We start from the raw sequence: 22595 nt of genomic DNA, 5'->3' as shown, positions 1-22595 counted from the left end.
GGGAACCGCGACTCCTCATCCACCTCCGCCGCGAAAGGAGCGATCTTGGCCTCGGCCAGCTCACGCACCGAACTCCGCAGCAGCTCATGCTCCTCGGACGGCGCGTACGAGGGAAAGTCAGCACTCATGCCGCCGATGCTACCGGCCAGTAGGCAGTGGCGGCCGACGCGGGTACCCGCCCGCAGCGGGCACGTGTCCAATAGGGCCGCCGGTCGGCGGCAGCGAACGGAGAGGAGCAGGCCTTGTCCCACCGGCTGACGGTCATCGGAACCGGTTACCTCGGCGCGACCCACGCGGCGTGCATGGCCGACCTGGGTTTCGAGGTCCTGGGTCTCGACGTGGACGAGGAGAAGATCGCGCGGCTCTCGGCCGGCGACCTGCCCGTGTACGAGCCGGGGCTCGAACCCGTGCTGCGCAGGGGGCTGGAGACCGGGCGGCTGCGCTTCACCACCTCCTACGAGGAGGTCGCGGAGTTCGGCGACGTCCACTTCCTGTGCGTCGGGACCCCGCAGAAGGCCGGGGAGTACGCGGCCGACCTGACCTACGTCGACGGCGCGATCGCGTCGCTGGCGCCGCTGCTGGAGCGGCCCTGCCTGGTCGTCGGCAAGTCGACCGTGCCGGTCGGGACGGCCGCGCGGCTCGGCGAGGCGCTCGCCAAGGCGGCGCCGGCGGGCGGCGACGCCGTGCTCGCCTGGAACCCCGAGTTCCTGCGCGAGGGCTTCGCCGTCCAGGACACCATGCACCCCGACCGGATCGTGGCCGGGCTGCCCGCCGAGCCGGGCGCCGCCGAGCACGCCGAGAAGGTGCTCCGCGAGGTCTACCGGACGATGATCGCCGAGGGGACGCCCTTCATCACCGCCGACTTCCCCACCGCCGAGCTGGTCAAGGTGTCGGCGAACGCGTTCCTCGCCACCAAGATCTCCTTCATCAACGCGATGGCGGAGGTCTGCGAGGCCGCGCACGCGGACGTGACGAAGCTCTCGGAGGCGCTGTCCTACGACGACCGGATCGGCGGCAAGTTCCTCGGCCCGGGGCTGGGGTTCGGCGGCGGCTGCCTGCCGAAGGACATCCGGGCCTTCATGGCCCGGGCGGGCGAGCTCGGCGCCGACCAGGCGCTGACCTTCCTGCGCGAGGTCGACGAGATCAACATCCGGCGCCGGATCCGGATGGTGGACCTCGCCCGGCAGCTGCTCGGCGGCTCCTTCGCCGGGCGGACGGTCGGCGTCCTCGGCGCCGCGTTCAAGCCGAACTCCGACGACGTGCGCGACTCGCCCGCGCTGGACGTGGCCGCCTCCATCCGCGCCCAGGGCGCCCGGGTGACCGTCTACGACCCGCAGGCCATGCGCAACGCGCGCCGCGCCCAGCCGACGCTGGAGTACGGCGAGTCGGCGATGTCGGCCGTCCAGGACGCGCACGCCGTGCTGCTGCTGACGGAGTGGGCGGAGTTCCGCGACATGGACCCGGCCACGGTCGCCGGGGCCGTGGCGGAGCGCAACATCGTGGACGGGCGCAACGCGCTCGACCCCGAGCGGTGGCGCGCGGCCGGGTGGAACTACCGGGCCCTGGGACGCCCGTGACGCGGGGCTGACGCGGAACCGGCGCGGAACTAAAGCGGCCGCGGGCGGTGTTGTCGCGGGCATGAGCGCTGACTTCGCCGACCCGGCCGTGATCCGCCGCCTGCTGAACGAGTCGAGGACGTGGGCCTTCGTCGGCCTCGGGGACAACCCGGAGCGGGAGGTCCACACCCAGGCCCGGCTGATGCAGCAGCGCGGGAAGCGCATCATCCCCGTGCACCCGGAGGCGCGCGAGGTGCTCGGCGAGAAGGGGTACGCCTCCCTCGCCGACGTCCCGGACGCCTCCGAGGTGGACGTGGTGGGCGTCTACCGCCGCGCCGAGCACGCCGGGCAGGCGGTGGACGAGGCGATCGCGGCGGGCGCGAAGGCGGTGTGGCTGCCGCTCCAGGTGATCGACGAGGCGGCGGCCGGGCGTGCCAGGGACGCCGGGCTCGACGTCGTCATGGACCGCTGCCCCGCCGTCGAGTGGGCCCTGCGGCGCTGACCGGCCCTGTCCGGCCCGCCGCCGCGCGGGCGGCGGGCGCCCCTCAGAGCCGCTCTCGCAGCCGGGCGCCCTTCGCCTTGGCCTCGCCGTAGAGGTGCCGCTGGAACACCGCCATCTTGGCGCGCAGGTCGTCGTCGTACGCGGCCAGGATCCGGACGGCCAGCAGGCCGGCGTTGCGGGCCGCGCCGACCGCCACCGTCGCGACGGGGACGCCCGCGGGCATCTGCACGATCGAGAGCAGCGAGTCCATCCCGTCGAGGTACTTCAGCGGGACGGGCACGCCGATCACCGGCAGCGGCGTCACCGACGCCAGCATGCCCGGCAGGTGCGCGGCGCCGCCCGCCCCCGCGATGATCACGCGGAGGCCGCGGGACGCCGCGTCCTCCCCGTAGGCGATCATGTCGTGCGGCATGCGGTGCGCGGACACCACGTCGGCCTCGTAGGGGACGCCGAACTCTTCGAGCGCCCTCGCGGCGCCCTCCATGACGGGCCAGTCAGAGTCGCTCCCCATCACCACGCCGACGACCGGGTCGCTCACGCGCGCCTCCTCCTCGAACTCGCTCACCGCACGGTCCCTCATCGAGCATGGTCTTTCATGGCGGGGCCCCAGCGCAGGTAGTCGGCGGCGTGCCGGGCGCGCTCGCGGACCTCGGCGAGGTCGGCGCCGAGCGCGGTCACGTGGCCGATCTTGCGGCCGGGCCGGGACTCCTTGCCGTACATGTGCACCTTGACGCCCGGGTCGTGGGCCATCACGTGGATGTAGCGGGGGTACACGTCCGGGTCGTCGCCGCCGAGGACGTTGGCCATGACCGTGTACGGGGCGGTGGGCTCGGTGGAGCCGAGCGGCAGGTCGAGGACGGCCCGCAGGTGCTGCTCGAACTGCGACGTCCGGGCGCCCTCGATGGTCCAGTGCCCGGAGTTGTGCGGGCGCATGGCCAGCTCGTTCACCAGCAGCCCCGCGTCCGTCTCGAAGAGCTCGACGGCGAGGAGGCCGACAACGTTCAGCTCCTCGGCGACGCGCAGGGCGAGGCTCTGCGCCTCGACGGCGAGGTCCTTCGGCAGGCCGGGCGCTGGCGAGATCACCTCGGTGCAGATGCCGCCCTCCTGGACGGTCTCCACGATCGGGTACGCGGCGCCCTGCCCGTAGGGGGAGCGGGCGACGAGCGCGGCCAGCTCGCGGCCGAAGGCGACGTGCTGCTCCACCATCAGGTCGACGCCCTCGGCCTGCAGCCGGTCGGCGACCTGGGCCTCCGCGAGGTCGCCGACGACCCAGACGCCCTTGCCGTCGTAGCCGCCGCGCGTGGACTTCAGGACCAGCGGCCAGCCGTGCTCGCGGCCGAACGCCTCCAGGAACGCCCGCGGCTCGGGCGAGGGGACGGGCGCGTAGGCGGGGCAGGGAACGCCGAGCTCGCTCAGGCGTTCGCGCATGACGAGCTTGTCCTGGGCGTGGGCGAGGGCGGCCGACCCGGGCCGGCAGGGGACGCCGGTGGCCTCCAGCTTCTGGATGTGCGGCCCCGGGACGTGCTCGTGGTCGAACGTCACCACGTCGCAGCCCTGGGCGAAGCCCAGCAGGTCGTCGAGGGCGCGGTCGTTGCCGACCCGCACGTCCGAGACGACCTTGGCCGCCGACTCGTCCGGCGCCCCGGCGAGCACGCGCAGCGACACGCCGAGGGCGATCGCGGCCTGCTGGGTCATCCTTGCGAGCTGCCCTCCGCCCGCCATCCCGACCACGGGCATCTCACGAACCTTCACGTCGAAAGGCTATCGGGCGGGCGGGGCGAACGAACCACGCGGCACCCGCGTCGAAGGACTGTGGGGGGTCGAAGGGGCGCGGGGGGAGAAGGCGCGCGGGGAGCGCCGGCGGTGTGTGGGGGGCCCGGCAATGGGCACGGACCGGAGGTGAGCGCCTACCGTTCATGTTCCGGCGTCCCGGGGGCCACGGACGTCTATCCTCGTGGTGCCTCCCCCGTAGTCGCCGGCCGCCCGCCGTGCCCAGCAGTGCAAGCCCGGAAGGACGGTTCCCCTTCGTGAGCCTGGTCGCCAGAATCCACCGGCGGTTCGCGCACCTCATGCGCGAACTGGCCCAGTTCGGCAGCGTGGGCGCCATCGCATTCGTCATCACGTTCGCGATCGGCAACGGCCTGCACACCGGCCTGGGGGTGGGCCCGCTCACGTCCAACGGCGTCGCCACGGTGGTCGCGACGACGTTCTCCTACCTCGCCAACCGCTACTGGACGTTCCGGCACCGCGACCGCACCGGCCTCGGCCGCGAGTACGTGCTGTTCTTCGCGCTGAACGGCGTCGGCCTGGTGATCACCGAGCTGTTCATCGGCTTCTCGCACTACGTCCTCGGGCTGGACGGCGCCGTCTTCTACAACATCGCGCTGGTCATCGGCACCGCGGTGGCGACACTGTTCCGCTTCTGGTCCTACAAGAAGTGGGTGTTCCTGCCGGCGAGCGCCCCGCACGTCGACCCCGCGTCCGGGCTGCCGGAGGCCCCCTCCGCCGAGGCCGCCGCCGAGGGCCCCGGCGCGACCCGCGCCGCCCCGGGCCGCGCGCCCCGGCTGCGGCGCCCCCTCGACCGGACGGCCGAGGACTACGCCGAGATCTGACCGGCGCCGGGCCCTCAGGCGGGGCCCATGACCACGCGTTCCGCGGCCAGCCGGACCTCGGCGGCCTGGCGCAGGAAGACCCCGAAGACCGCGGGACGGGACTGGATCAGCTCCAGGCGCCCGCCGTCCACCACCGCCAGGGAGCGGGCCAGGTAGAGGCCGAGGCCGGTGCCGCGGCCGCCGGAGACGCTGCGTTCGAAGATGCGGGGCTCCAGCTCCGACGGGATCCCCTCGCCCTCGTCGCCGACCTCGACCACCACCGAGCTCGCGCCCGGCTTGGTGTGGATGGTCACGGTGCCGGCGCCGTGCGTCAGCGAGTTCTCCAGGAGGGTGGCCACGATCTGGGAGAGGCCCTCGGGATGGGTCATGCCGACCAGTCCCTGCTCGCCGATGATCCGCACGTCCCGTCCGGCCTTGCGGAAGCTCGGCCGCCACTCCTCGACCTGCTGCGCGATGATCTCGTCGATCGGGGACGGCACCGCGCCGCCGGTGCGGTCGTGCCGGGCGCGGGCGAGCAGCTGCTCAACGACCGCGACGAGCCGCTCGGCCTGCGCGACCGCCGCCGCCCCCTCCTCCCGGACGACGTCGGGGTAGTCGGCGGCGTCGATCATCTCTTCCAGCCGCATCGACAGCGCGGTCAGCGGGGTGCGGAGCTGGTGGCTGGCGTCGGCCGCGAACTCGCGGCTGGCGACCAGCAGGTCGGTGATGCGGACGGCGCTGCGGTCTAACACCTCGGCGACCCGGTCGACCTCGGGGATGCCGTAGCGGCGCGGGCGCGGGCGGGCGTTGCCGCTGCCGAGCCGGTCGGCGGTCTCGGCGAGGTCGACCAGCGGCAGCGTCAGCCTGCGGGCCTGCACCATCGCCAGGCCGACCGTGACGGCCACGCCGAGCAGGGCCAGGCTGCCGACGAGCAGGAGCAGCCGCAGCGCGGCGTCGCGGACCTGCGCCTCCGGGCGCGACACCCGCACCCGCACCCGGCCTTGCGCCGCCGTCGCCGACAGCACGCGACCGCGCCGCTGCGGCCCGGCGGTGAGCGTCCGGCCGTCCGGCAGCGTGATCGAGACATGCCGTCCCGGGTACTCCCGGGCGAGGACCGCGGGGGTCACCGGCTGGCGCGCCTCCAGGCTGTAGCCCACGCCGCCCGCGATCGAGGACGCCTCCCGGTCCAGTGACCGGCCGGCCTCCTCGTAGACGAGCTTGTGCGCGGCGTAGGCGAGGGGTATGCCGAGCAGGAGCAGCGCGACCACCGCCACCGCGAGCGTCGACAGGAGCAGTCGGCGCCTCATCAGGGCTCCTTCAGGGGTGGGGCCGCGGACCGTGCGGCAACGCGCACCGGGGGCCTCTCGGGAAGGCCCCCGGCGTCCCGCCGGGCCGCGGCGGCCGGAGCTAGTCGCCGCGCTCGAACCGGAAGCCGACGCCCCGCACCGTGGTGATGTAGCGGGGACTGCCGGCGTCGTCGCCGAGCTTGCGGCGCAGCCAGGAAATATGCATGTCGAGGGTCTTGGTGGAACCCCACCAGTTGGTGTCCCACACCTCGCGCATGATCTGTTCGCGGGTCACGACCTTGCCCGCGTCCCGCACGAGGACGCGCAGCAGGTCGAACTCCTTGGTGGTGAGCTGCAGCTCCTGTTCGCCCATCCAGGCGCGGCGCGACTCGGCGTCGATCCGCACCCCCTGGACGATCGGAGTCTCGGTGCTGCCCCGGCGCAGCAGGGCGCGCACCCGCGCGAGCAGCTCCGCCAGCCGGAACGGCTTGGTCACATAGTCGTCCGCGCCCGCGTCCAGCCCGACGACGGTGTCGACCTCGTCGGCACGGGCGGTCAGGATCAGGATGGGCACGCCGTGCCCCTCGGCCCGCACCCGGCGGGCCACCTCAAGGCCGTCCAGCTCGGGAAGGCCGAGATCGAGGACGATCAGGTCCACGCCGCCCCCGAGCGCCCGCTCCAGCGCCTGAGGGCCGTCGGGGCTGACTTCGACGGTGTACCCCTCGCGACGCAGCGCGCGGGCGAGAGGCTCGGAGATGGACGTGTCGTCCTCGGCGAGCAGTACTGAGGTCATGAACCGATCGTATGACCAAACTTGACCTTTGCTCGGCTACCGCCGCGCTCTTGACCTGCGGTTTGCCACTCGTAGTACATCCACGATCACCATTTTTCAGTCGCGATCGGGATGTAGGCCGCATCACGCCCGCAGGGCGGGGGGCCCGGCCAGGTCGAGGACCGCGACCGAGGCGCCCGGCAGCACCACCGAGGCCGTTCCGGAATCGCCGAGGCCGACCGGGTCAAGGCGAATCGCCGGATCCGACGCGATCAGCAGCCCGGGGGCGGCCCCGCCGGAACCGGGCACCGGAACCAGGGCGGGCCGGTCACCGAGGTTCGCCGCCACGCACACCGAGCCGCGCCGCACGGTCAGCCACCGCGCCGCGACGTCGTCCGCCCCGTCGTCCGGTCCGCCGGGCGCCCCGTCGTGCGTCTCGACCGTCGCCGCGGTCAGCCGGGGGTCGTTCAACTCGGGCCGGGAGCGGCGCAGCGCGATCAGGTCGCGGTGCCATTCGAGCAGGCCGGCGTGCGGCGGCCGGTCCGGTTCGGTCCAGTCGAGGACGGACCGGCGGAAGGTTTCCACAGCCTGTGGATCGGGGATCTCGCCGCTCCAGCCGTGCCGGGAGAACTCGCGCCGCCGCCCCTCGCTGACCGCGCGCGCCAGCTCCGGGTCCTGGTGGTCGGTGAAGTAGCACCAGGGGGTCGTCGCGCCCCATTCCTCGCCCATGAAGAGCATGGGCGTGAAAGGCGAGAGCAGGAGCAGCGCCGCGCCGACTTTGAGCAGGCCAGGAGACGGCAGAAGGGCGCCGATGCGGTCCCCCGCCGCGCGGTTGCCCACCTGGTCGTGGTTCTGGAGAAAACCGAGGAACCTGTGCGCGGGCGTCTCCCGGACATTCACAGGCCGGCCGTGATGCCGTCCCCGGTAGGTCGACATGGTGCCGTCGTGCACGAAGGCTCTGGTGAAGGCCTTCTTCAGCGTTTCCAGAGAGCCGAAGTCGCAGTAGTAACCCTGCCTTTCACCGGTGAGCGCGGCGTGCAGGGCGTGGTGGAAGTCGTCGCTCCACTGGGCGTCCAGCCCGTAACCGCCCGCTTCTCTGGACGTCACCAGGCGCGGGTCGTTCAGATCCGATTCGGCGATGAGGAACAGTTCCCGGCCGAGGTGGGCCGAAAGCGCCGCCACGGCGCGTCCCATCTCTTCCAGTAGGTGCACCGCGCCGTGGTCGGTGATGGCGTGGACGGCGTCGAGGCGCAGCCCGTCCAGGTGGTAGTCGCGCAACCACATCAGCGCGTTCTGGACGACGAACGCGCGAACCTCGTCCGACCCTTCCTGGTCGAAGTTCACTGCGTCGCCCCACGGGGTGGCATGGGCGCTCGTGAAGTACGGGCCGAAACTTCCCAGGCGATTCCCGTCCGGTCCCAGATGGTTGTAGACGACGTCCAGCACTACGGCCAGACCGCGCGCATGGGCGGCGTCCACGAAACGCTTCAGACCGTCGGGCCCGCCGTAGGGCTCGTGCGGCGCCCAAAGGTGAACACCGTCGTATCCCCAGCCGTGACGGCCGGGGAAGGACGCGACCGGCAGCAGTTCCACGGCGTCGATGCCGAGTGCCGCCAAGTGGTCGAGACGTTCGATCGCCGCGTCGAACGTGCCTTCGGGCGTGAAAGTGCCCACGTGCATCTCGTACAGGACGCTTCCGGCGAGCGGGCGTCCGTGCCAGTGCCGGTCGGTCCAGGCGAACCGTCCGTGGTCGTAGACGCGGCTCTGACCGTGGACGCCGTCGGGCTGCCAGGGTGAACGGGGGTCGGGCAGCACCTCGTCCGCCCCGTCCAGGACGAACCCGTAGTCGGTGCCGTGGGAGGCGTCCGGCACCACGGCCTCCCACCATCCGGAAGGCCCCGGATCGGGAGACCGCGGCTCCATGGCGTACCGGGCGCCGCCCGCCTCGACGTCCACGCGGCCGGCGGCCGGGGCCCACACCTCGAAACGCGCGCTCACCGATCGATCTCCCTGGGGACGAGCAGCGCGACGGGAAGGTGCTCGAACACGCGCGAGGCGTCCAGGATCGGGCCCATGTGCGTGCAGCCGGTCAGGACGTCCCGCCAGCCCTGACGGCGGACGTCCACGCGGGTCCCCTTCCAGCCCCCGCGGCTCTCCAGCCCCACGGGGAGCCGGGTGGCGAGCGCGACGGCCTCGCCCCGGGCGAACCCCACGACGTGGTCGGCGGCGGGCCCGCGCGCGGTGATCGGCTCGTGCCGGGAACCGGGCCCGAACCACTCCGGATGGGACCGGCGCAGCCGCAGCGCCCGGGACGTGACCAGCAGCTTCTCGTCGTCCACCTCCTTCGGCTGCCGCCCGGTGTCGAGCCGGAACAGGTGCTCGCGGCGCCGCCCGTAGTCGACCGGCCGCCGGTTGTCGGGGTCGACCAGCGACAGGCCCGTCATCTCGCATCCCTGGTAGACGTCCGGGACGCCCGGCATCGCCAGCTGGACGAGCTTCTGCCCGAGCGTGTTCACGCGCGCGTACGGGGCCAGCTTCGCGACGAAGGACGTCATGTCGGTCACCAGGTCCGGATCGGCCAGGACGCCGCGCGCGTACTCCAGGACGGCCTCCTCGTAGCCGGAATCCTGTTCGGCCCAGGAAGTGCGCGTCTTGGCCTCGCGCATCGCCTTGGTGAGGAACTCCTCCAGCCTCCCGATGGTGAGCGGCCACGCACCGACGAGCGTCTGCCAGAACAGGTACTCCAGGTCCGGTTCCAGGGGTGATGTGCCGGGCCCCCAGTTCCGCCACCGTTCCACCGATTCGGCCCACTCCGCGGGCAGTTCCGACAACACCGCCAGCCAGGCCCGCACGTCCTCCTCGCGCTTGGTGTCGTGCGTGGACAGCGTCGTCATCGTCAACGGCCAGTCGCGGGCGAGCCGGATGCAGAACGCGTGGAAGTCCGGCTGCCCGACGCTGAACCGGCCCGGCGCGCCGCCCACCTCGTTCAGCGCGGCCATGCGGTTCCAGCGGTAGAACGCCGTGTCCTCCACGCCCTTGGCGGCGAGCGGGGAGGAGGTCTGCTGGAAACGCACGATGAACTCGGCGTCGGTGCGCTCACCGCGCCCCAGAGCCAGGTCCACGATGACCTCAAGGTCGTCGTACAGGTCCTGTGGCAGGTGGGTGCGCGCACGGCGGGCGGCCTCGTTCACGACGTCCACGGCCTGCTGGGGAGCGTCCTCCCCGGGCACGACGTACGCGCGGTAGACGGGCATGGAGACCAGCAGTTCGACCAGTGCCCTCTCCAGGCCGGGACGGCGCTCGCCCACGACCCGGGCGAGGACGCGCTGGAGCCGCTCGATCTCGGGCCTGAGGCCGTGCTCGGCGGCGTGCGTCCGGGCGTCGCGCTCGACCTCCTCGAAGGAGGCCGGGTTGCCCCTCAGCGACACGTAGTAGTCGGTCAGCGGCCCCTCCCCGGCGGGGTCGAGGAACAGCCCGCCGATCATGCCGAGCGCGTCGTAGCCGGTGGTGCCCGCGCACGGCCAGTCCGGCGGCAGCCGCTCCTCCCCCTCGGTGATCTTCTCGACGAGCAGCCAGCGGTCCGGCGCGGCCTCGGCGAGCCGCCGCAGGTAGCCGCGCGGGTCGGCGAGCCCGTCGGGATGGTCGACGCGCAGCCCGTCCACCAGACCGTCCCTGACCAGGTTCAGCAGGAGCGCGTGCGTGCGCTCGAAGACCTCCGCGTCCTCCTGCCGCAGCCCGATCAGGCCGGAGATGTCGAAGAAGCGCCGGTAGTTGGGCTCGCCCTCGCCGGGCGGGACGAGCCGCCCGCCGCCGGCGTCCCAGTCGACGTCGAACCACCGGGCGAACCGCGACCGCGGCCCCTCCGCCAGGACGTCGGCGAAGGGCAGGTTCAGCCCGGCCGGCTCCGGGATCGCCATGTGGTTCGGGACGACGTCCACCAGCACCCGGAGCCCGTGCGCCCGGAACCGGGTCACCATGGCGCCGAACGCCTCCGGTCCGCCGAGCTCCTCCGACAGCCGGGAGTGGTCGACGACGTCGTAGCCGTGCGTGGAGCCCGGCGCGGCCTGCAGGACCGGCGACAGGTAGACGTGCGACACGCCGAGGGCCGCGAGGTAGGGGGCCAGCGCCGCGGCGTCGGCGAACCCGAAGTGCGCCTCGGGCGTCCCTCGGAGCTGGAGGCGGTAGGTGCCGGTCGGCGGCGCGGCGAGGGCGTCCTCCTCCGGGACGCCGCCGTCCACGCGTTCGGATGTCTCCGCCCGTTCGGGGCTGTGGTCCTCGGACACGGTTTCCTCGGGGGGTTCGGTGACGGGCATCGGTTCCTCGGGGGCGGGCTCGGCCTCCATCTCGTACCCCCGCCTCAGACCCGGCGCATGACCTGGATGGACCGGGCGGCGACCGGCACGTTCTCGCGGGACTTCACGACGGGCGACTCCTCCTCGGCGAGCAGCGGATCGGCGGTGTCGAGCACCTTTATCCACATCTGCCCGTACAGCACGGGCGGAAGCGCGAACGCCAGGTCCCCGTCATGGGCGTTGATCAGCAGCAGGAACGAGGCGTCCCTGACCTGCCGTCCGCGCCGGTCCGGTTCGCCGATCGCGTCGCCGTTCAGGAACACGGTGAGGGACTTGTTGAAGCCGGCGGACCAGTCGCGGCCGGTCATCTCCGCCCCGCCGGGCGTGAACCAGACGAGGTCGGGCAGATCCTCGGGCCTCGCTCCCGCGCGGGTGCGCTTGGAGCTCTCGTCGCCGCCCGTGAAGAAGCGCCGCCGCCGGAACACCGGATGCTCGGTGCGCAGCGCCGACAGGCGGCGGACGAAGTCGAGCAGCGGGCCGCGCTCGTCGAAGAACGTGTCGTCGCGCAGGCCCGTCCAGTCGACCCAGGACAGCTCGCTGTCCTGGCAGTAGGCGTTGTTGTTGCCGCCCTGCGTCCGCCCTATCTCGTCGCCGTGCAGGAGCATCGGCACGCCCTGCGACAGGAACAGCGTGGTCAGGAAGTTGCGCTTCTGCCGCTCGCGCAGCGAGATGATGTCGAGGTCGTCGGTCTCGCCCTCGTGGCCGCAGTTCCACGACCGGTTGTCGTCGGTGCCGTCCCGGTTCCCCTCCCCGTTGGCCTCGTTGTGCTTGCCGTCGTAGGAGACGAGGTCGTGCAGCGTGAAGCCGTCATGGCAGGTCACGAAGTTGATCGAGGCGATGGGACGGCGGCCGTCGTCGGCGTACAGGTCGGACGAGCCCGTCAGCCGGGAGGCGAAGTCGGGCAGCGTGCCCGGCTGCCCGCGCCAGTAGTCGCGCGTAGTGTCCCGGTACTGGCCGTTCCATTCCGTCCACAGCGGCGGGAAGTTGCCGACCTGGTAGCCGCCCTCCCCCACGTCCCACGGCTCGGCGATCAGCTTGACCTGGGAGACGACCGGGTCCTGCTGGACGAGGTCGAAGAACGCCGACAGCCGGTCCACCGCGTGCAGCTCGCGGGCCAGCGTCGCGGCGAGGTCGAAGCGGAACCCGTCCACGTGCATCTCGGTCACCCAGAACCGCAGCGAATCCATGATCAGCTGCAGGACGTGGGGGCTGCGCATCAGCAGGCTGTTGCCGGTGCCCGTGGTGTCCATGTAGTAGCGGCCGTCGTCCTCCGTGAGCCGGTAGTACGAGGCGTTGTCGAGGCCGCGGAACGACAGCGTCGGCCCGAGGTGGTTGCCCTCGGCGGTGTGGTTGTAGACGACGTCCAGGATCACCTCGATCCCGGCCTCGTGCAGCGACTTCACCATCGCCTTGAACTCCAGCACCTGCTCGCCGCGCTGGCCGGACGAGGAGTACTCGTTGTGCGGCGCGAAGAAGCCGATGGTGTTGTAGCCCCAGTAGTTGCGCAGCCCGCGGCTCGTCAGCGCGTCGTCGTGGACGAACTGGTGGACGGGCATCAGCTCGACCGCCGTCACCCCGATCGAGCGCAGGTGGTCCGTGATCACCGGGTGGCCGAGCGCCGCGTACGTGCCGCGCATCGCCGGCGGGATGTCCGGATGCCGGGCGGTGAGCCCCTTGACGTGCGCCTCGTAGATCACCGTCTCGTGGTAGGGGGTGCGGGGCGGGCGGTCGTCCCCCCAGTCGAAGTACGGGCTGACGACCACCGACCGCATCGTGTGGCGCGCCGAGTCGGCGTCGTTGCGCGACCAGGGGTCTCCGAAGTTGTATCCGAAGCACGCCTCGTCCCAGTCGACCTGGCCTTCGACGGCCTGGGCGTACGGGTCGAGCAGCAGCTTCGAGGGGTTGCAGCGCAGGCCGCGCGGCGGATCGTACGGCCCGTGCACCCGGAACCCGTACCGGCGTCCCGGCATGACGCCCGGCAGGTAGCCGTGCCACACGAAGGCGTCCACCTCCGGCAGCGTCAGCCGCGTCTCCTCACCGTCGCCCGCCGGTCCGTCGAACAGGCACAGCTCCACCTTCTCGGCCACCTCGGAGAAGACGGCGAAGTTCGTTCCCGCGCCGTCGAACCGGGCCCCCAGGGGGTAGGCGTCACCCGGCCAAACCTGAGCCAATTGGTCCGCCCTTCGTAGGGTGCGGCGCCGGGCGCCCGACCGCGCACGTTCCGGGGGCCGCACCCCGGAAGCCCTTCCCTCTGGGGGATGGATCACACCGATCAGGACCCCACTGGCCAGAACGGACATCCGTGGGTTACGTTAGGGGAGCCTTACCTTAATGAGGGCGCCCTAACCGGCGCCGGTGGGGCACGCTGCGAAGAGGACGAGCCGCACGGAAGGTCTCCCACCGGAATGTACGTCTGCATCTGCAACGCCGTCACCGAGGACGACGTTCACGGCTGCATGGCGAGCGGTTGCACGACGGCCAAGGCCGTCAAGGCGGCCTGCGGCTTCAAGCCGGGCTGCGGTCTGTGCACCAAACGCATCCACACGATGGTCAGCGAGTACCGCGCCTCCACGGCCCTGGCGGACGCCCTGCTCGGCGGCAACGATCCCGCGTCCACGACCGCCGCCTGAACAGACCCCTCCCTCACGTTCCGTTCCAATAGGGGAACGCGCTGTGGGCGATTAGGTACTGTCCCGGATCCGGCCCGGCATGGAAGCATGGGGCCATGGAAGGCGACAACGACATCATCGCTCTGCTGAACGAGCAGCTCACCGCCGAGCTCACGGCGATCAACCAGTACTTCCTGCACTCCAAGATGCAGGAGAACTGGGGCTTCACCCGCATCGCCAAGCACACCCGCGACGAGTCCTTCGACGAGATGCGGCACGCGGAGCGGCTCACCGACCGGATCCTGTTCCTGGAGGGCCTGCCGAACTACCAGAAGCTCGGCACCCTGCGCATCGGGCAGACGATCGTCGAGCAGCTCAAGGCGGACCTGGAGATCGAGATGGAGGCCGTGGCCCGGCTGCGGCCCGGCATCGAGCTGATGCGCTCGCGCGGCGACGTCACCTCCGCACGGATCTTCGAGGACATCCTCGCCGACGAGGAGGAGCACATCGACTACCTGGAGACCGAGCTGAGCCTCGTTCAGGCCCTCGGCGAGCAGAACTACCTGCAGCGCCTCACCGAACCGCCCGGCGAGGGCGGCCCGAGCCCCGTCTGAGCCCTACGTCGCCCGCCCGCCGCTCCTGCGCAGCACGTACGGCTGGATGATGCCGAGACCGCGGACCGGGCGCTTGACGATCCGCGTGACCTCGTAGCCCGGCGCCTTCTCCAGGCACGCCGCCAGCTCCGCGTCGATCACCACCGCGCCCGGCCGGGCGAGCGAGGTGAGCCGGGCCGCGAGGTTCACGGTCGTGCCGAACACGTCGCCCATCAGCGGCAGGACGGGCCCGTGGGCGACGCCGACCCGCACGTCCGGGACCTCGGTCTCGTCCTGGATCGCCGCCGCCACCGTCAGCGCGATCTCCGCGCCGATCTCCGGCGTCGCCGCGCTGAACAGCACCTCGTCGCCGAGCGTCTTGACCAGCCGGCCGCCGCAGGAGGCGATGATGTCCGCGGCGGTCTCCTCGAACCACTCCACGACGCGGGCGAGCTCGATCTCCTCCAGCTCCCGGCTGACCTGGGTGAAGGAGACCATGTCCGCGAACCCGACCGTGGTCATCGGCCGGCCCGCCGAATCGCCGTTCTCCCGGCTCGCCGCCGCGGCCAGCGCCCGCGTCCCCGCGGCCGCGAGCTGCCGCCGCCAGGCGTGCAGGACCAGCGGCTCGAAGTCGCCGATGTGCTTCTCGGCGATGTCCACCACCGTGTCCACCGCCTCCGCGGACGGCGTCTCGGTCAGGTCCTGCGTCAGCATGCTGCGCAGCAGGTTGACCTGCCACTCGGCGAGCCGCGTCATGGTCTGGCCGAACGCCCTGACCAGCCGGATCACGCCGTCCTCGTCCAGGATCCCGTCGTCGACGAGCCGGCGGAGCCGGTCCAGCGCCGCCACGTCGCCCTCGGTGTAGGCGATCGTCTCGTCCGGCATCGACGGGTAGCCGAACGCCCGCCAGATCCGTCCGGCGAAGTCCCGCGACACGCCGGACAGCCGGACCGCCTCGACGCGGTTGTACCGCAGCTCGCCGCCCAGCAGGAGCTCTTCGATCTCCTTCGGATCCGGCAATCCGGCCGCCATCATCCGCCCCTCAGTCCGCGGCCGCCGTGGGCCGTGGCGGCGGCGTCGTGAATCGGTACCCGCACATATCGTCGCAGATCAGCATCAACGTCAACGGACGGATGCCGGATCGCCTCGTCCCGTTCACCGGACGTGCACCACATCGCCCGCACTGACCGCCGTGTCGCCGGCCGGTCCGGCCACCACGAGGCGGCCCTCCTCGTCCACGTCCCGCGCCGTCCCGGTCAGCCGCTCGCCGCCGGGCATCTCCACCCGCACCTCGCGGCCGAGGGTCGCGCACAGGTCCCGGTACGCGGTGCGCAGCCCGCTGCTCTCCGGATCGCCGCCGAGCGCCGTCCACTCCTGGTACCAGGTGCCGAACTCGCGCAGGATCGCGCGCAGCAGCGGCGCCCGGTCGCTGAGCGGCGCGCCCTCGATCGCGAGGGACGTCGCGGTCGGCACCGGCAGCTCCTCCTCGCGCAGGCCCACGTTCAGCCCCACCCCGACCACGAGCCCGCCGTCGACCATCTCGGCGAGGATCCCGGCGAGCTTGCGGTCCCCGACCAGCACGTCGTTCGGCCACTTGAGGCGCACGTCCACCGCGGTGTCGCCGTCCTCACCGCCCTCGCCGCCGTCGCCGAGGAACCCCTCCCCCGCCTGCGACCAAGCGGTCATCCGGCGGAGGGCGGTGGCGACCGCCACGCCGGTCAGCAGCGACGCCCACCCGAACCGCGCCACCGGGACGCGGGGACGCAGCAGCATCGAGAACGTCAGGCCCGACCGCGGCGGCGCCGTCCAGGTCCGCCCGAGCCGCCCCCGGCCCGCCGTCTGCAGCTCGGTGACCAGCACGGTCCCCTCCGGCGCGCCCTCCCGCGCCCGCTCCGCGAGGTCGGCGTTGGTGGACCCGGTCTCCTCCACCACGCGGACGTCCCGCCACAGCCCGCCCTCCCGCACGAGCGCGCGCCGCAGCGCCGCCTCGTGCAGCGGCGGCCGGCCGAGATCCCCATAACGCGAGTCGCTCACACGACCAATCCAACCTCATCCCGAAGTCGATCTTGGGACCGGCGTCCGGCCGCGGCGGCCGCGCTCGTTAGGGTGCCCCCATGGATGGTGCGACGCTGGATGGTGTGACGCTGCGGCGCGACGGGCACGTCGCGGAGATCGTGCTGGACCGCCCCGAGGCCCTCAACGCCCTGTCGACCGCGATGGCCCGGCGCCTCGCGGGCGTGTGCGCCGAGGTCGCGGCGGACGCGTCGGTCCGCGCGGTGGTCCTCAGCGCCGCCGGGGAGAAGGCGTTCTGCGTGGGCGCCGACCTCAAGGAGCGCAACGCGATGAGCGACGAGGAGATCCTCGCGCAGCGCCCCGTCTTCCGCGCCGCGTTCGGCGGCGTCCTGAACCTCCCGCAGCCGGTGGTCGCGGCCGTGCACGGCTACGCCCTCGGCGGCGGCTGCGAGTTCGCGCTGTCCGCCGACATCGTCGTCGCGGACGAGTCGGCCGTGTTCGGCCTCCCCGAGGTGGGCGTCGGCCTCGTGCCCGGCGGCGGCGGAACCCAGCTCGCGCTGCGCCGCCTCGGCCCCGGCAAGGCCGCCGACCTGGTCTTCACGGGCCGCCGCCTCGGCATCGAGGAGGCCCTCGCCTACGGCCTCGCCGACCGCCGGGTCCCCGCGGGCACCGCCCGCGAGGAGGCCCTCGGCATCGCCGAGGTCATCGCCGGCAACTCCCCCACCGCCGTCCGCGCCGCCAAGCGCGCGATGCGCCAGGGCGGCGGCGCCGCCCTGGAAGCCGCCCTCGACCTCGAAGAGAACGCCTGGCGCACCGTCGCCTTCTCCGCCGACCGCCGCGAGGGCATCGCCGCCTTCAACGAGAAGCGCAAGCCGGTCTGGCCGACTTGACCTAGGGGGCGACCCCTGGAACCCCCTGCCCGTGGCGGGGGCTCGGCTTCTAGGTGAGGGTGTCGGAGTGGCCTGCCTTCAGGCGGGGCCACTGGGCCATCGGGCGGCCGTCGGCGCGGAAGAAGCCGCCGTCGACCGACCCCTCGCGCGGCCAGCCTTCAGGCGAGTCCTCCCACGCCTCCTGGCGCCCGTAGACGGACATGTCCATGAGCGAGTAGGCGATGTCCATGGCCTCGACGCCGCGGCCGTTCGTCCAGTAGGTCTCGAAGACGCGGTCGCCGTCCCGCAGGTAGAAGACCAGGTGGAACATGCCGGCCCGGCGGCCGGTGAGCAGGGTTTCGGCGGAGTCCTGGGCGGAGTACCAGGGCATCTCCCAGCCCATGAAGTCGCGGTACCGCACGCTCTCCTCGTAGGGGCCCTGGCAGAGGGTGGCGTAGGTGATGCCCGCGGCGTGCAGGTTGGAGAGCTCCCTGACCTGGCCGTTGAAGTACGTGCAGCCGTCGCACTGCTCGGCGGCGGGCCGGCCGGCGGACCACATCATGTAGTACGCGATCAGCTGGCGGCGGCCCTCGAAGGCGTCCAGCAGCGTCACGGGGCCGTCCGGGCCGGTCAGGGGCGCGGAGGCGTCCACCTCCACCATCGGCAGCCGCCGCCGCGCCGCCGCGATCGCGTCGCCCGCGCGGGTGTGGGCCTTCTCCCTCTCCCGCAGGGCGTCCAGCTCGGCCTGCCAGGCGGCCCGGTCGACCACCTCGGGCATCGGCGTCGTGGGGTTCATGGCTTCCCTTCCTCTCGGTGGACCGTCGCCCCACCGACGAAGGGCGCCCGCCGGGATCGACACCCGCGGCGAAGAATTCCTCAGAGTTCGCGGAGGCGGCGCGCCAGATAGCGGCGCTCGGGCTCGGTGGGCGCGAGCGCCAGCGCCTCCTCGTACGCCGCTCTGGCCTCGGCGGCGCGGCCGTCGCGACGGAGCAGGTCGGCGCGGGTCGCGGGCAGGAGGTGGTACCCGGCGAGCCTCCCGGACGCCGCGAGCTCGTCGACGAGGGCGAGGCCGGCCGCGACGCCGTCCGCCATCGCGACCGCCACGGCGCGGTTGAGGTCCACGACCGGGGACGGCGCCAGCCGGGCCAGCTCGCCGTACAGTGCCGCGATCTGCGGCCAGTCGGTGGCCGCCGCGTCGGGCGCCGTGGCGTGGCAGGCGGCGATGGCGGCCTGCACCTGGTAGGGGCCGGAGCGCCGCATCGCGACCGCCCGGTCGAGCGTCTCCACGCCTTCGGCGATGAGCGCCCTGTCCCATCGGGACCTGTCCTGGCCCTCCAGGGTGACCAGGACGCCGCCGTCCGTGCGCGTGGGGCGGCGGGCCTCGTGCAGCAGCATCAGCGCGAGCAGCCCCCGCGGCTCGGGTTCGGCCGGCATCAGCCGGACGAGCACGCGCGCCAGGTGGACGGCCTCGGCCGTCAGCCCCTGCCGCTCCTCCCCGCCGTAGCCCTCGTTGTAGATCAGGTAGAGCACCGCGAGGACGGCGGCGAGGCGCCGCGGGAGATCCGCGGCCGCCGGGACCCGGTACGGGACGCCCGCCTCCCGGATCTTGCGCTTCGCGCGGACCAGGCGCTGCGCCATCGCGGGTTCGGCGGTCAGGAACGCCCTGGCGATCTCGGCGGTGCTCAGCCCCGCCAGCGTGCGCAGGGTGAGCGCGACCCGGGCCGGGAACGGCAGCGCCGGGTGGCAGCAGGTGAAGATCAGCCTGAGCCGCTCGTCGGGGACGTCCTCCTCCGCGGGCTCACCGGCGCCGCCGGCCGCGAGCAGGCGCAGCTTGGCCGCGCCGGCCGCGTCGCGGCGCAGCCGGTCGCGCGCGCGGTTGCGGGCCGCCGTGGTGAGCCAGGCGCCCGGGCGGCGCGGGACGCCGTCGCGGGGCCAGCTCGCCAGCGCGGCGGCGAAGGCGTCCTGCGCGCAGTCCTCGGCCAGGTCCCAGTCGCCGGTGGCCGCGATCAGGGTGGCGACGACCTGGCCCCACTCGTCCCGGTACGCCGCGTCGACGGCCGCCCGCACGCGGTCGCCGGGCGCGGTCATTCCCAGAGGGGGCGGATCTCGACGCGGCCCCAGCGCGCGTAGGGGTGGCCGGCGGCGATCTCGATCGCCTCGTCCAGGTCCGCGCACTCGATGATCAGCAGGCCGCCGACGAAGTCCTTGGTCTCGGCGAACGGCCCGTCGGCGACCAGGGTCTCCCCGTCGCGGACCCGAACCGTGGTGGCGTCCGCCACCGGCCGCAGCCGCGCGCCGAGGATCCTGGCGCCGCGCCGGTCCAGATCCGCGTGCCAGGCCTGGTGCCCCGGATCGGCCGCCAGCTCCTCGTTGCTCGGCGAGACCGACTCGTCGTCGCAGATCAGCAGCGCGTACCTCATGCACTGATTCTGCCCAGGGGGGCGACCCCCTGGAACCCCGTCACGAGCCGGACGATCCTCACGCCACAGTGCGGGTGTGTTGTGTCCGTGCGGGTTCGCCGGTGTCGCTGCGGTCGCCCGGCTCGGCGGGTCGTGCGACCTCCAGGCGCCAGAACGCCTTCCGGCCACCCGACCCGCGCCCCGGCTCAGGCCCACTCCGAGAGCGTTGGACCTGCATGGTTCGCACCCTCTTGGGCTTGTGGCTCAGCCCGGGGCGCGGGCAGGCGCGTGGAGCGAGTGCAGCGAGCGCAACGCGCATGCCCGCCGACGCAGGCGACCGCAGCGACGCCACACCGGCCGTCACAGGCACAGCGAACCGCAACGGCGGCGTGAGGATCGCCTGCGTCGCGACGGGGGTTCCAGGGGGTCGCCCCCCTGGGCCAGCACGGCGTCAGCCCGTGTTCTGGAGGCCGGCGGCGACGCCGTTGACCGACAGCAGGAGCAGGTCCTCCAGGTGGGCGCGCTCCGCGTCGTCCTCCACGCCCGCGCGCAGCGCCTTCAGGGCCCGCAGCTGGAGGTGGGAGAGCGCGTCCACGTAGGGGTTGCGGAGCTCGACCGCGCGGGACAGGACCCTGCGGTTCTCCAGGAGGCGGTCGTGGCCGGTGACCGCCAGGACAAGGCGGCGGGTGCGGTCGTACTCGGTCAGGACGGTCTCGGAGAGCTCGGGGCGCTCGCCGAGGGCCAGGTAGCGCTCGGCGATCGCCCGGTCGGACTTGGCGAGGCTCATCTCGGCGTTGTCGAGGAGGGTGTTGAACAGCGGCCACGCCTCGTAAGCCTCGCGGAGCTCGGCGAGGTCGCGGCCGTCGTCGGAGACGGCGGCGAGGCCGCTGCCGAGGCCGTACCAGCCGGGGAGGTTGACGCGGGTCTGCGTCCAGGCGAACACCCAGGGGATGGCGCGCAGGTCCTCCAGGCCGCGGGCGGCCTTGCGGCGGGCCGGGCGGGAGCCGATGCGCAGCTCGGCGATCTCCTCCAGGGGGCTGACCCGGGCGAACCAGAGGGCGAAGTCCTCGGTCTCGATGAGGGACCAGAAGGCGGCCCTGGCCGCCTCGCTGATCTTGTCGGCGAGGGGGCGGAAGCGGGCGGCCGCCTCGCGGGCGCGGTCCTGGACGGCGTCGGTCGAGGCGAGCAGGACGGCGCTGGTGACCTGCTCGACGTGCCGCTTGGCGATCTCGGCGTGGCCGTACCGGGCGAAGATGACCTCGCCCTGCTCGGTGACCTTGAAGCGGCCCCCGACCGAGCCCGGCGCCTGCGCCAGGATCGCGCGGTTCGCGGGTCCGCCGCCGCGGCCCAGGGAGCCGCCGCGGCCGTGGAACAGCGTGAGCGTCACGCCGGCCCGGGCCGCCCACGCGGCGAGGGCCTCCTGCGTGTCGTAGAGCCGCAGGGTGGCGCTGGTCGGGCCGAGCTGCTTGGCCGAGTCGGAGTAGCCGAGCATGACCTCCAGGCGGCGGCCGGTGTCCTCCAGGCGGCGCCGCACGGCCGGGATCTCCAGCATCCCGTCGAGGACGGACGGCGCGCGCTCCAGGTCCTCGCCGGTCTCGAACAGCGGGATCACGTCCAGGACGGGGGCGCCCTCGCCGAGGGTCTCGGCGAGGGCGTGCACGTTGGCGATGTCCTCGGCGGAGCGGGTGAAGGAGACGATGTAGCGGTGGCAGGCGCGGACGCCGAACCGCTGCTGGATCCAGGCGATGACCCGGAGCGTCTCCAGGATCTCCTCGGTCATCTCCGAGCGCGGGCCTCCGGAGCGCACCTGCGCGAGGGCCTTCTCGTGCAGCTCGGAGTGCTGGCGGATCTCCAGCTCGGCGAGGTGGAAGCCGAACGTCTCGACCTGCCAGATGAGCTGCTGGACGCGCCCGTACGCCTGCCGGGGGGCGCCCGCGGCGGCGAGGGAGTCCTGGACGGCGCGCAGGTCGGCGAGCAGCTCCTCCGGGGAGGCGTAGGCGAGGTCGGCGTCGCGCTCGCGGGTCGCGGAGATGCGGGCGGCGGCGTGCAGGAGGAACTGGCGGTGCGGCTCCCCGGGCGACCGCTTGGCCGTCTCGCCGAGCAGCCGCGGGTGGGCCGTCCGGGCGGCGGCGAGGGCGTTCAGCAGGTCGCCGGACGCCGGGGTCGTCGACTCGTGGACGGTCAGCTCCCGGCCGATCCGGGCGCACGCCGCCTCCAGGGCGCGCAGGACGTGGTCCGCCTGGATCATGACCGCGTCCCGGGTGACCTGCGCGGTGACGTAGGGGTTGCCGTCGCGGTCGCCGCCGATCCAGCTGCCGAACCGCAGGTAGGGGCGGGCCTTCGGCGGCCGGGCGCCGGAGCCCTCGCCGTCCAGGGCGCGGTCCAGGGACCGGTAGACGTGCGGGACGACCCGGAAGATCGTCTCGTCGAACGCGGCCATCGCGGTGCGGACCTCGTCCAGCGGGTCCATCTGGGAGATCCGGCGCAGCGCGGTCCGCCACAGCAGGTCGATCTCCTCGCGGAGGCTGCGCTCGGTCTCCTCGCGCTCGCTCGCGCCGGGGTCGCCGTTCAGCCGGGCCAGCAGGTCGCTGATCCGCTGGATGGCGGTGACGACCGCGCGGCGGCGGGCCTCGGTGGGGTGCGCGGTGAACACCGGCCGGAACTCCAGGCCCTCGACGACGGCGTCGAGCCGGCCGTCGCCCGCGGCGCGGATCTCCTCGACCGCGGCGGCCACGGACCCGGAGACGGCGCCGCCGGTGTCGCGCTCCCGCAGCGTCCGGATGCGGTGGTGCTCCTCGGCCAGGTTCGTCAGGTGGAAGTACACGGTGAACGCGCGGGCGACCTGCCGGGCGCGCTCCAGCGACCAGCCGTCGACGATCGCGGCGACGTCGTCCCCGCCCGTCTCGCCGCGGCGGGCGGCGATCACCGCGTGGCGGAGCCGCTCGACGTCCTCCAGAAGTCCCGGCCCGCCGTACTCCACGAGGGAGTCGCCGAGCATGGCGCCGAGCAGCCGCACGTCGCGGCGCAGCGGTTCGGGCATGTCCTGCCGGAGG

At 73.1% G+C, this 22595-nt stretch carries 20 protein-coding genes; 6 read left to right on the top strand and 14 right to left on the bottom strand.

Going from position 1 to position 22595, the window contains the following annotated elements; all coding sequences use genetic code 11:
- A partial coding sequence (locus AB0C87_RS37200; protein ID WP_360581550.1) for an acyl-CoA dehydrogenase family protein occupies window positions 1-128 on the bottom strand: 128 nt, incomplete at its 3' end.
- A gap of 114 nt (window positions 129-242) precedes the next feature.
- Between AB0C87_RS37200 and AB0C87_RS37195 the strand changes: the two genes are divergently transcribed.
- On the top strand, window positions 243-1577 hold the full coding sequence (locus AB0C87_RS37195) for a nucleotide sugar dehydrogenase (RefSeq protein ID WP_353835109.1): 1335 nt from the start codon (window positions 243-245) through the stop codon (window positions 1575-1577).
- Window positions 1578-1638: 61 nt separating this feature from the next.
- Window positions 1639-2058 carry a CoA-binding protein gene (locus AB0C87_RS37190; protein ID WP_360354335.1) on the top strand — a complete coding sequence of 140 codons (420 nt, stop codon included), beginning with the start codon at window positions 1639-1641 and terminating at the stop codon, window positions 2056-2058.
- A 43-nt stretch (window positions 2059-2101) separates the two neighbouring features.
- Here the strand turns inward: AB0C87_RS37190 and purE are convergent, their stop codons facing one another.
- Entirely contained in the window at window positions 2102-2569 is a 468-nt protein-coding gene (gene purE, locus AB0C87_RS37185) for a 5-(carboxyamino)imidazole ribonucleotide mutase (protein WP_345187302.1), read from the bottom strand.
- Between the two features lie 65 nt (window positions 2570-2634).
- The gene (locus AB0C87_RS37180; RefSeq protein WP_345187304.1) at window positions 2635-3795 is read right to left on the bottom strand and encodes a 5-(carboxyamino)imidazole ribonucleotide synthase; all 1161 of its coding nucleotides are present in this window, start codon (window positions 3793-3795) and stop codon (window positions 2635-2637) included.
- A gap of 290 nt (window positions 3796-4085) precedes the next feature.
- Between AB0C87_RS37180 and AB0C87_RS37175 the strand changes: the two genes are divergently transcribed.
- Complete coding sequence (locus AB0C87_RS37175; protein WP_345187267.1) at window positions 4086-4670, top strand: GtrA family protein; 585 nt, start codon at window positions 4086-4088, stop codon at window positions 4668-4670.
- A 14-nt stretch (window positions 4671-4684) separates the two neighbouring features.
- Here the strand turns inward: AB0C87_RS37175 and AB0C87_RS37170 are convergent, their stop codons facing one another.
- From AB0C87_RS37170 to glgX, 5 genes are all read right to left on the bottom strand, one after another.
- Complete coding sequence (locus AB0C87_RS37170) at window positions 4685-5956, bottom strand: ATP-binding protein (RefSeq protein ID WP_345187269.1); 1272 nt, start codon at window positions 5954-5956, stop codon at window positions 4685-4687.
- Between the two features lie 100 nt (window positions 5957-6056).
- The gene (locus AB0C87_RS37165; RefSeq protein ID WP_026402549.1) at window positions 6057-6728 is read right to left on the bottom strand and encodes a response regulator transcription factor; all 672 of its coding nucleotides are present in this window, start codon (window positions 6726-6728) and stop codon (window positions 6057-6059) included.
- Between the two features lie 123 nt (window positions 6729-6851).
- Window positions 6852-8705 (bottom strand): malto-oligosyltrehalose trehalohydrolase, encoded by a 1854-nt coding sequence (gene treZ / locus AB0C87_RS37160; protein ID WP_360581548.1) that lies wholly within the window; start codon window positions 8703-8705, stop codon window positions 6852-6854.
- Window positions 8702-10990 (bottom strand): malto-oligosyltrehalose synthase, encoded by a 2289-nt coding sequence (gene treY / locus AB0C87_RS37155; protein ID WP_360581547.1) that lies wholly within the window; start codon window positions 10988-10990, stop codon window positions 8702-8704. The genes treZ and treY overlap by 4 nt, the downstream gene beginning before the upstream one ends.
- 74 nt (window positions 10991-11064) lie before the next feature.
- Entirely contained in the window at window positions 11065-13230 is a 2166-nt protein-coding gene (gene glgX / locus AB0C87_RS37150) for a glycogen debranching protein GlgX (RefSeq protein ID WP_345187278.1), read from the bottom strand.
- 234 nt (window positions 13231-13464) lie between these two features.
- On the opposite strand from glgX, the gene AB0C87_RS37145 reads away from it, so the two are divergent.
- Window positions 13465-13689: a (2Fe-2S)-binding protein gene (locus AB0C87_RS37145; protein WP_345187280.1), complete on the top strand. Its 225-nt coding sequence runs from the start codon at window positions 13465-13467 to the stop codon at window positions 13687-13689.
- A gap of 95 nt (window positions 13690-13784) precedes the next feature.
- Entirely contained in the window at window positions 13785-14282 is a 498-nt protein-coding gene (bfr, locus tag AB0C87_RS37140; RefSeq protein WP_345187283.1) for a bacterioferritin, read from the top strand.
- A gap of 3 nt (window positions 14283-14285) precedes the next feature.
- Here bfr and AB0C87_RS37135 read toward each other — a convergent pair whose 3' ends face one another.
- Together AB0C87_RS37135 and AB0C87_RS37130 are read right to left on the bottom strand one after the other, a co-directional pair.
- A complete protein-coding gene (locus tag AB0C87_RS37135; RefSeq protein WP_353835112.1) occupies window positions 14286-15293 on the bottom strand; it encodes an adenylate/guanylate cyclase domain-containing protein in 1008 nt (335 codons plus the stop codon).
- Between the two features lie 123 nt (window positions 15294-15416).
- Window positions 15417-16295: a biotin--[acetyl-CoA-carboxylase] ligase gene (locus tag AB0C87_RS37130; RefSeq protein ID WP_345187288.1), complete on the bottom strand. Its 879-nt coding sequence runs from the start codon at window positions 16293-16295 to the stop codon at window positions 15417-15419.
- Window positions 16296-16375: 80 nt separating this feature from the next.
- Here AB0C87_RS37130 and AB0C87_RS37125 point away from each other — a divergent pair, with 80 nt between their 5' ends.
- Window positions 16376-17164 carry an enoyl-CoA hydratase-related protein gene (locus tag AB0C87_RS37125; protein WP_360581546.1) on the top strand — a complete coding sequence of 263 codons (789 nt, stop codon included), beginning with the start codon at window positions 16376-16378 and terminating at the stop codon, window positions 17162-17164.
- A gap of 49 nt (window positions 17165-17213) precedes the next feature.
- On the opposite strand, the gene AB0C87_RS37120 is transcribed toward AB0C87_RS37125, so the two are convergent.
- The 4 genes from AB0C87_RS37120 to AB0C87_RS37105 all read right to left on the bottom strand — a co-directional run bounded on the left by AB0C87_RS37120 (window position 17214) and on the right by AB0C87_RS37105 (window position 22582).
- Window positions 17214-17939, bottom strand: a complete 726-nt coding sequence (locus AB0C87_RS37120; protein WP_353835114.1) for a DUF899 family protein — start codon at window positions 17937-17939, stop codon at window positions 17214-17216.
- Between the two features lie 80 nt (window positions 17940-18019).
- Window positions 18020-19231, bottom strand: a complete 1212-nt coding sequence (locus AB0C87_RS37115) for a sigma-70 family RNA polymerase sigma factor (RefSeq protein ID WP_360581545.1) — start codon at window positions 19229-19231, stop codon at window positions 18020-18022.
- Window positions 19228-19563 carry a YciI family protein gene (locus AB0C87_RS37110; protein ID WP_353835796.1) on the bottom strand — a complete coding sequence of 112 codons (336 nt, stop codon included), beginning with the start codon at window positions 19561-19563 and terminating at the stop codon, window positions 19228-19230. Before AB0C87_RS37110 ends, AB0C87_RS37115 begins: the two co-directional genes overlap by 4 nt.
- Before the next feature lie 430 nt (window positions 19564-19993).
- Entirely contained in the window at window positions 19994-22582 is a 2589-nt protein-coding gene (locus AB0C87_RS37105; RefSeq protein ID WP_360581549.1) for a phosphoenolpyruvate carboxylase, read from the bottom strand.
- Between the last annotated feature and the right edge of the window lie 13 nt (window positions 22583-22595).

The sequence above is a fragment of the Actinomadura sp. NPDC048021 genome, from assembly GCF_040653135.1.
Lineage (GTDB): Bacteria > Actinomycetota > Actinomycetes > Streptosporangiales > Streptosporangiaceae > Spirillospora > Spirillospora verrucosospora.
This window is presented reverse-complemented; position numbering and strand designations above follow the sequence as displayed.

Bases quoted from the DNA above. Each gene is read 5' to 3' on its own strand.
- AB0C87_RS37105 (WP_360581549.1), bottom strand. From the start codon at position 22,582: ATGCCCGAACCGCTGCGCCGCGACGTGCGGCTGCTCGGCGCCATGCTC.
- AB0C87_RS37170 (WP_345187269.1), bottom strand. From the start codon at position 5,956: ATGAGGCGCCGACTGCTCCTGTCGACGCTCGCGGTGGCGGTGGTCGCG.
- AB0C87_RS37120 (WP_353835114.1), bottom strand. From the start codon at position 17,939: ATGAACCCCACGACGCCGATGCCCGAGGTGGTCGACCGGGCCGCCTGG.
- AB0C87_RS37135 (WP_353835112.1), bottom strand. From the start codon at position 15,293: ATGGCGGCCGGATTGCCGGATCCGAAGGAGATCGAAGAGCTCCTGCTG.
- bfr (WP_345187283.1), top strand. From the start codon at position 13,785: ATGGAAGGCGACAACGACATCATCGCTCTGCTGAACGAGCAGCTCACC.
- AB0C87_RS37190 (WP_360354335.1), top strand. From the start codon at position 1,639: ATGAGCGCTGACTTCGCCGACCCGGCCGTGATCCGCCGCCTGCTGAAC.
- AB0C87_RS37110 (WP_353835796.1), bottom strand. From the start codon at position 19,563: ATGAGGTACGCGCTGCTGATCTGCGACGACGAGTCGGTCTCGCCGAGC.
- AB0C87_RS37125 (WP_360581546.1), top strand. From the start codon at position 16,376: ATGGATGGTGCGACGCTGGATGGTGTGACGCTGCGGCGCGACGGGCAC.
- AB0C87_RS37180 (WP_345187304.1), bottom strand. From the start codon at position 3,795: ATGCCCGTGGTCGGGATGGCGGGCGGAGGGCAGCTCGCAAGGATGACC.
- purE (WP_345187302.1), bottom strand. From the start codon at position 2,569: ATGGGGAGCGACTCTGACTGGCCCGTCATGGAGGGCGCCGCGAGGGCG.
- AB0C87_RS37115 (WP_360581545.1), bottom strand. From the start codon at position 19,231: ATGACCGCGCCCGGCGACCGCGTGCGGGCGGCCGTCGACGCGGCGTAC.
- AB0C87_RS37165 (WP_026402549.1), bottom strand. From the start codon at position 6,728: ATGACCTCAGTACTGCTCGCCGAGGACGACACGTCCATCTCCGAGCCT.
- AB0C87_RS37145 (WP_345187280.1), top strand. From the start codon at position 13,465: ATGTACGTCTGCATCTGCAACGCCGTCACCGAGGACGACGTTCACGGC.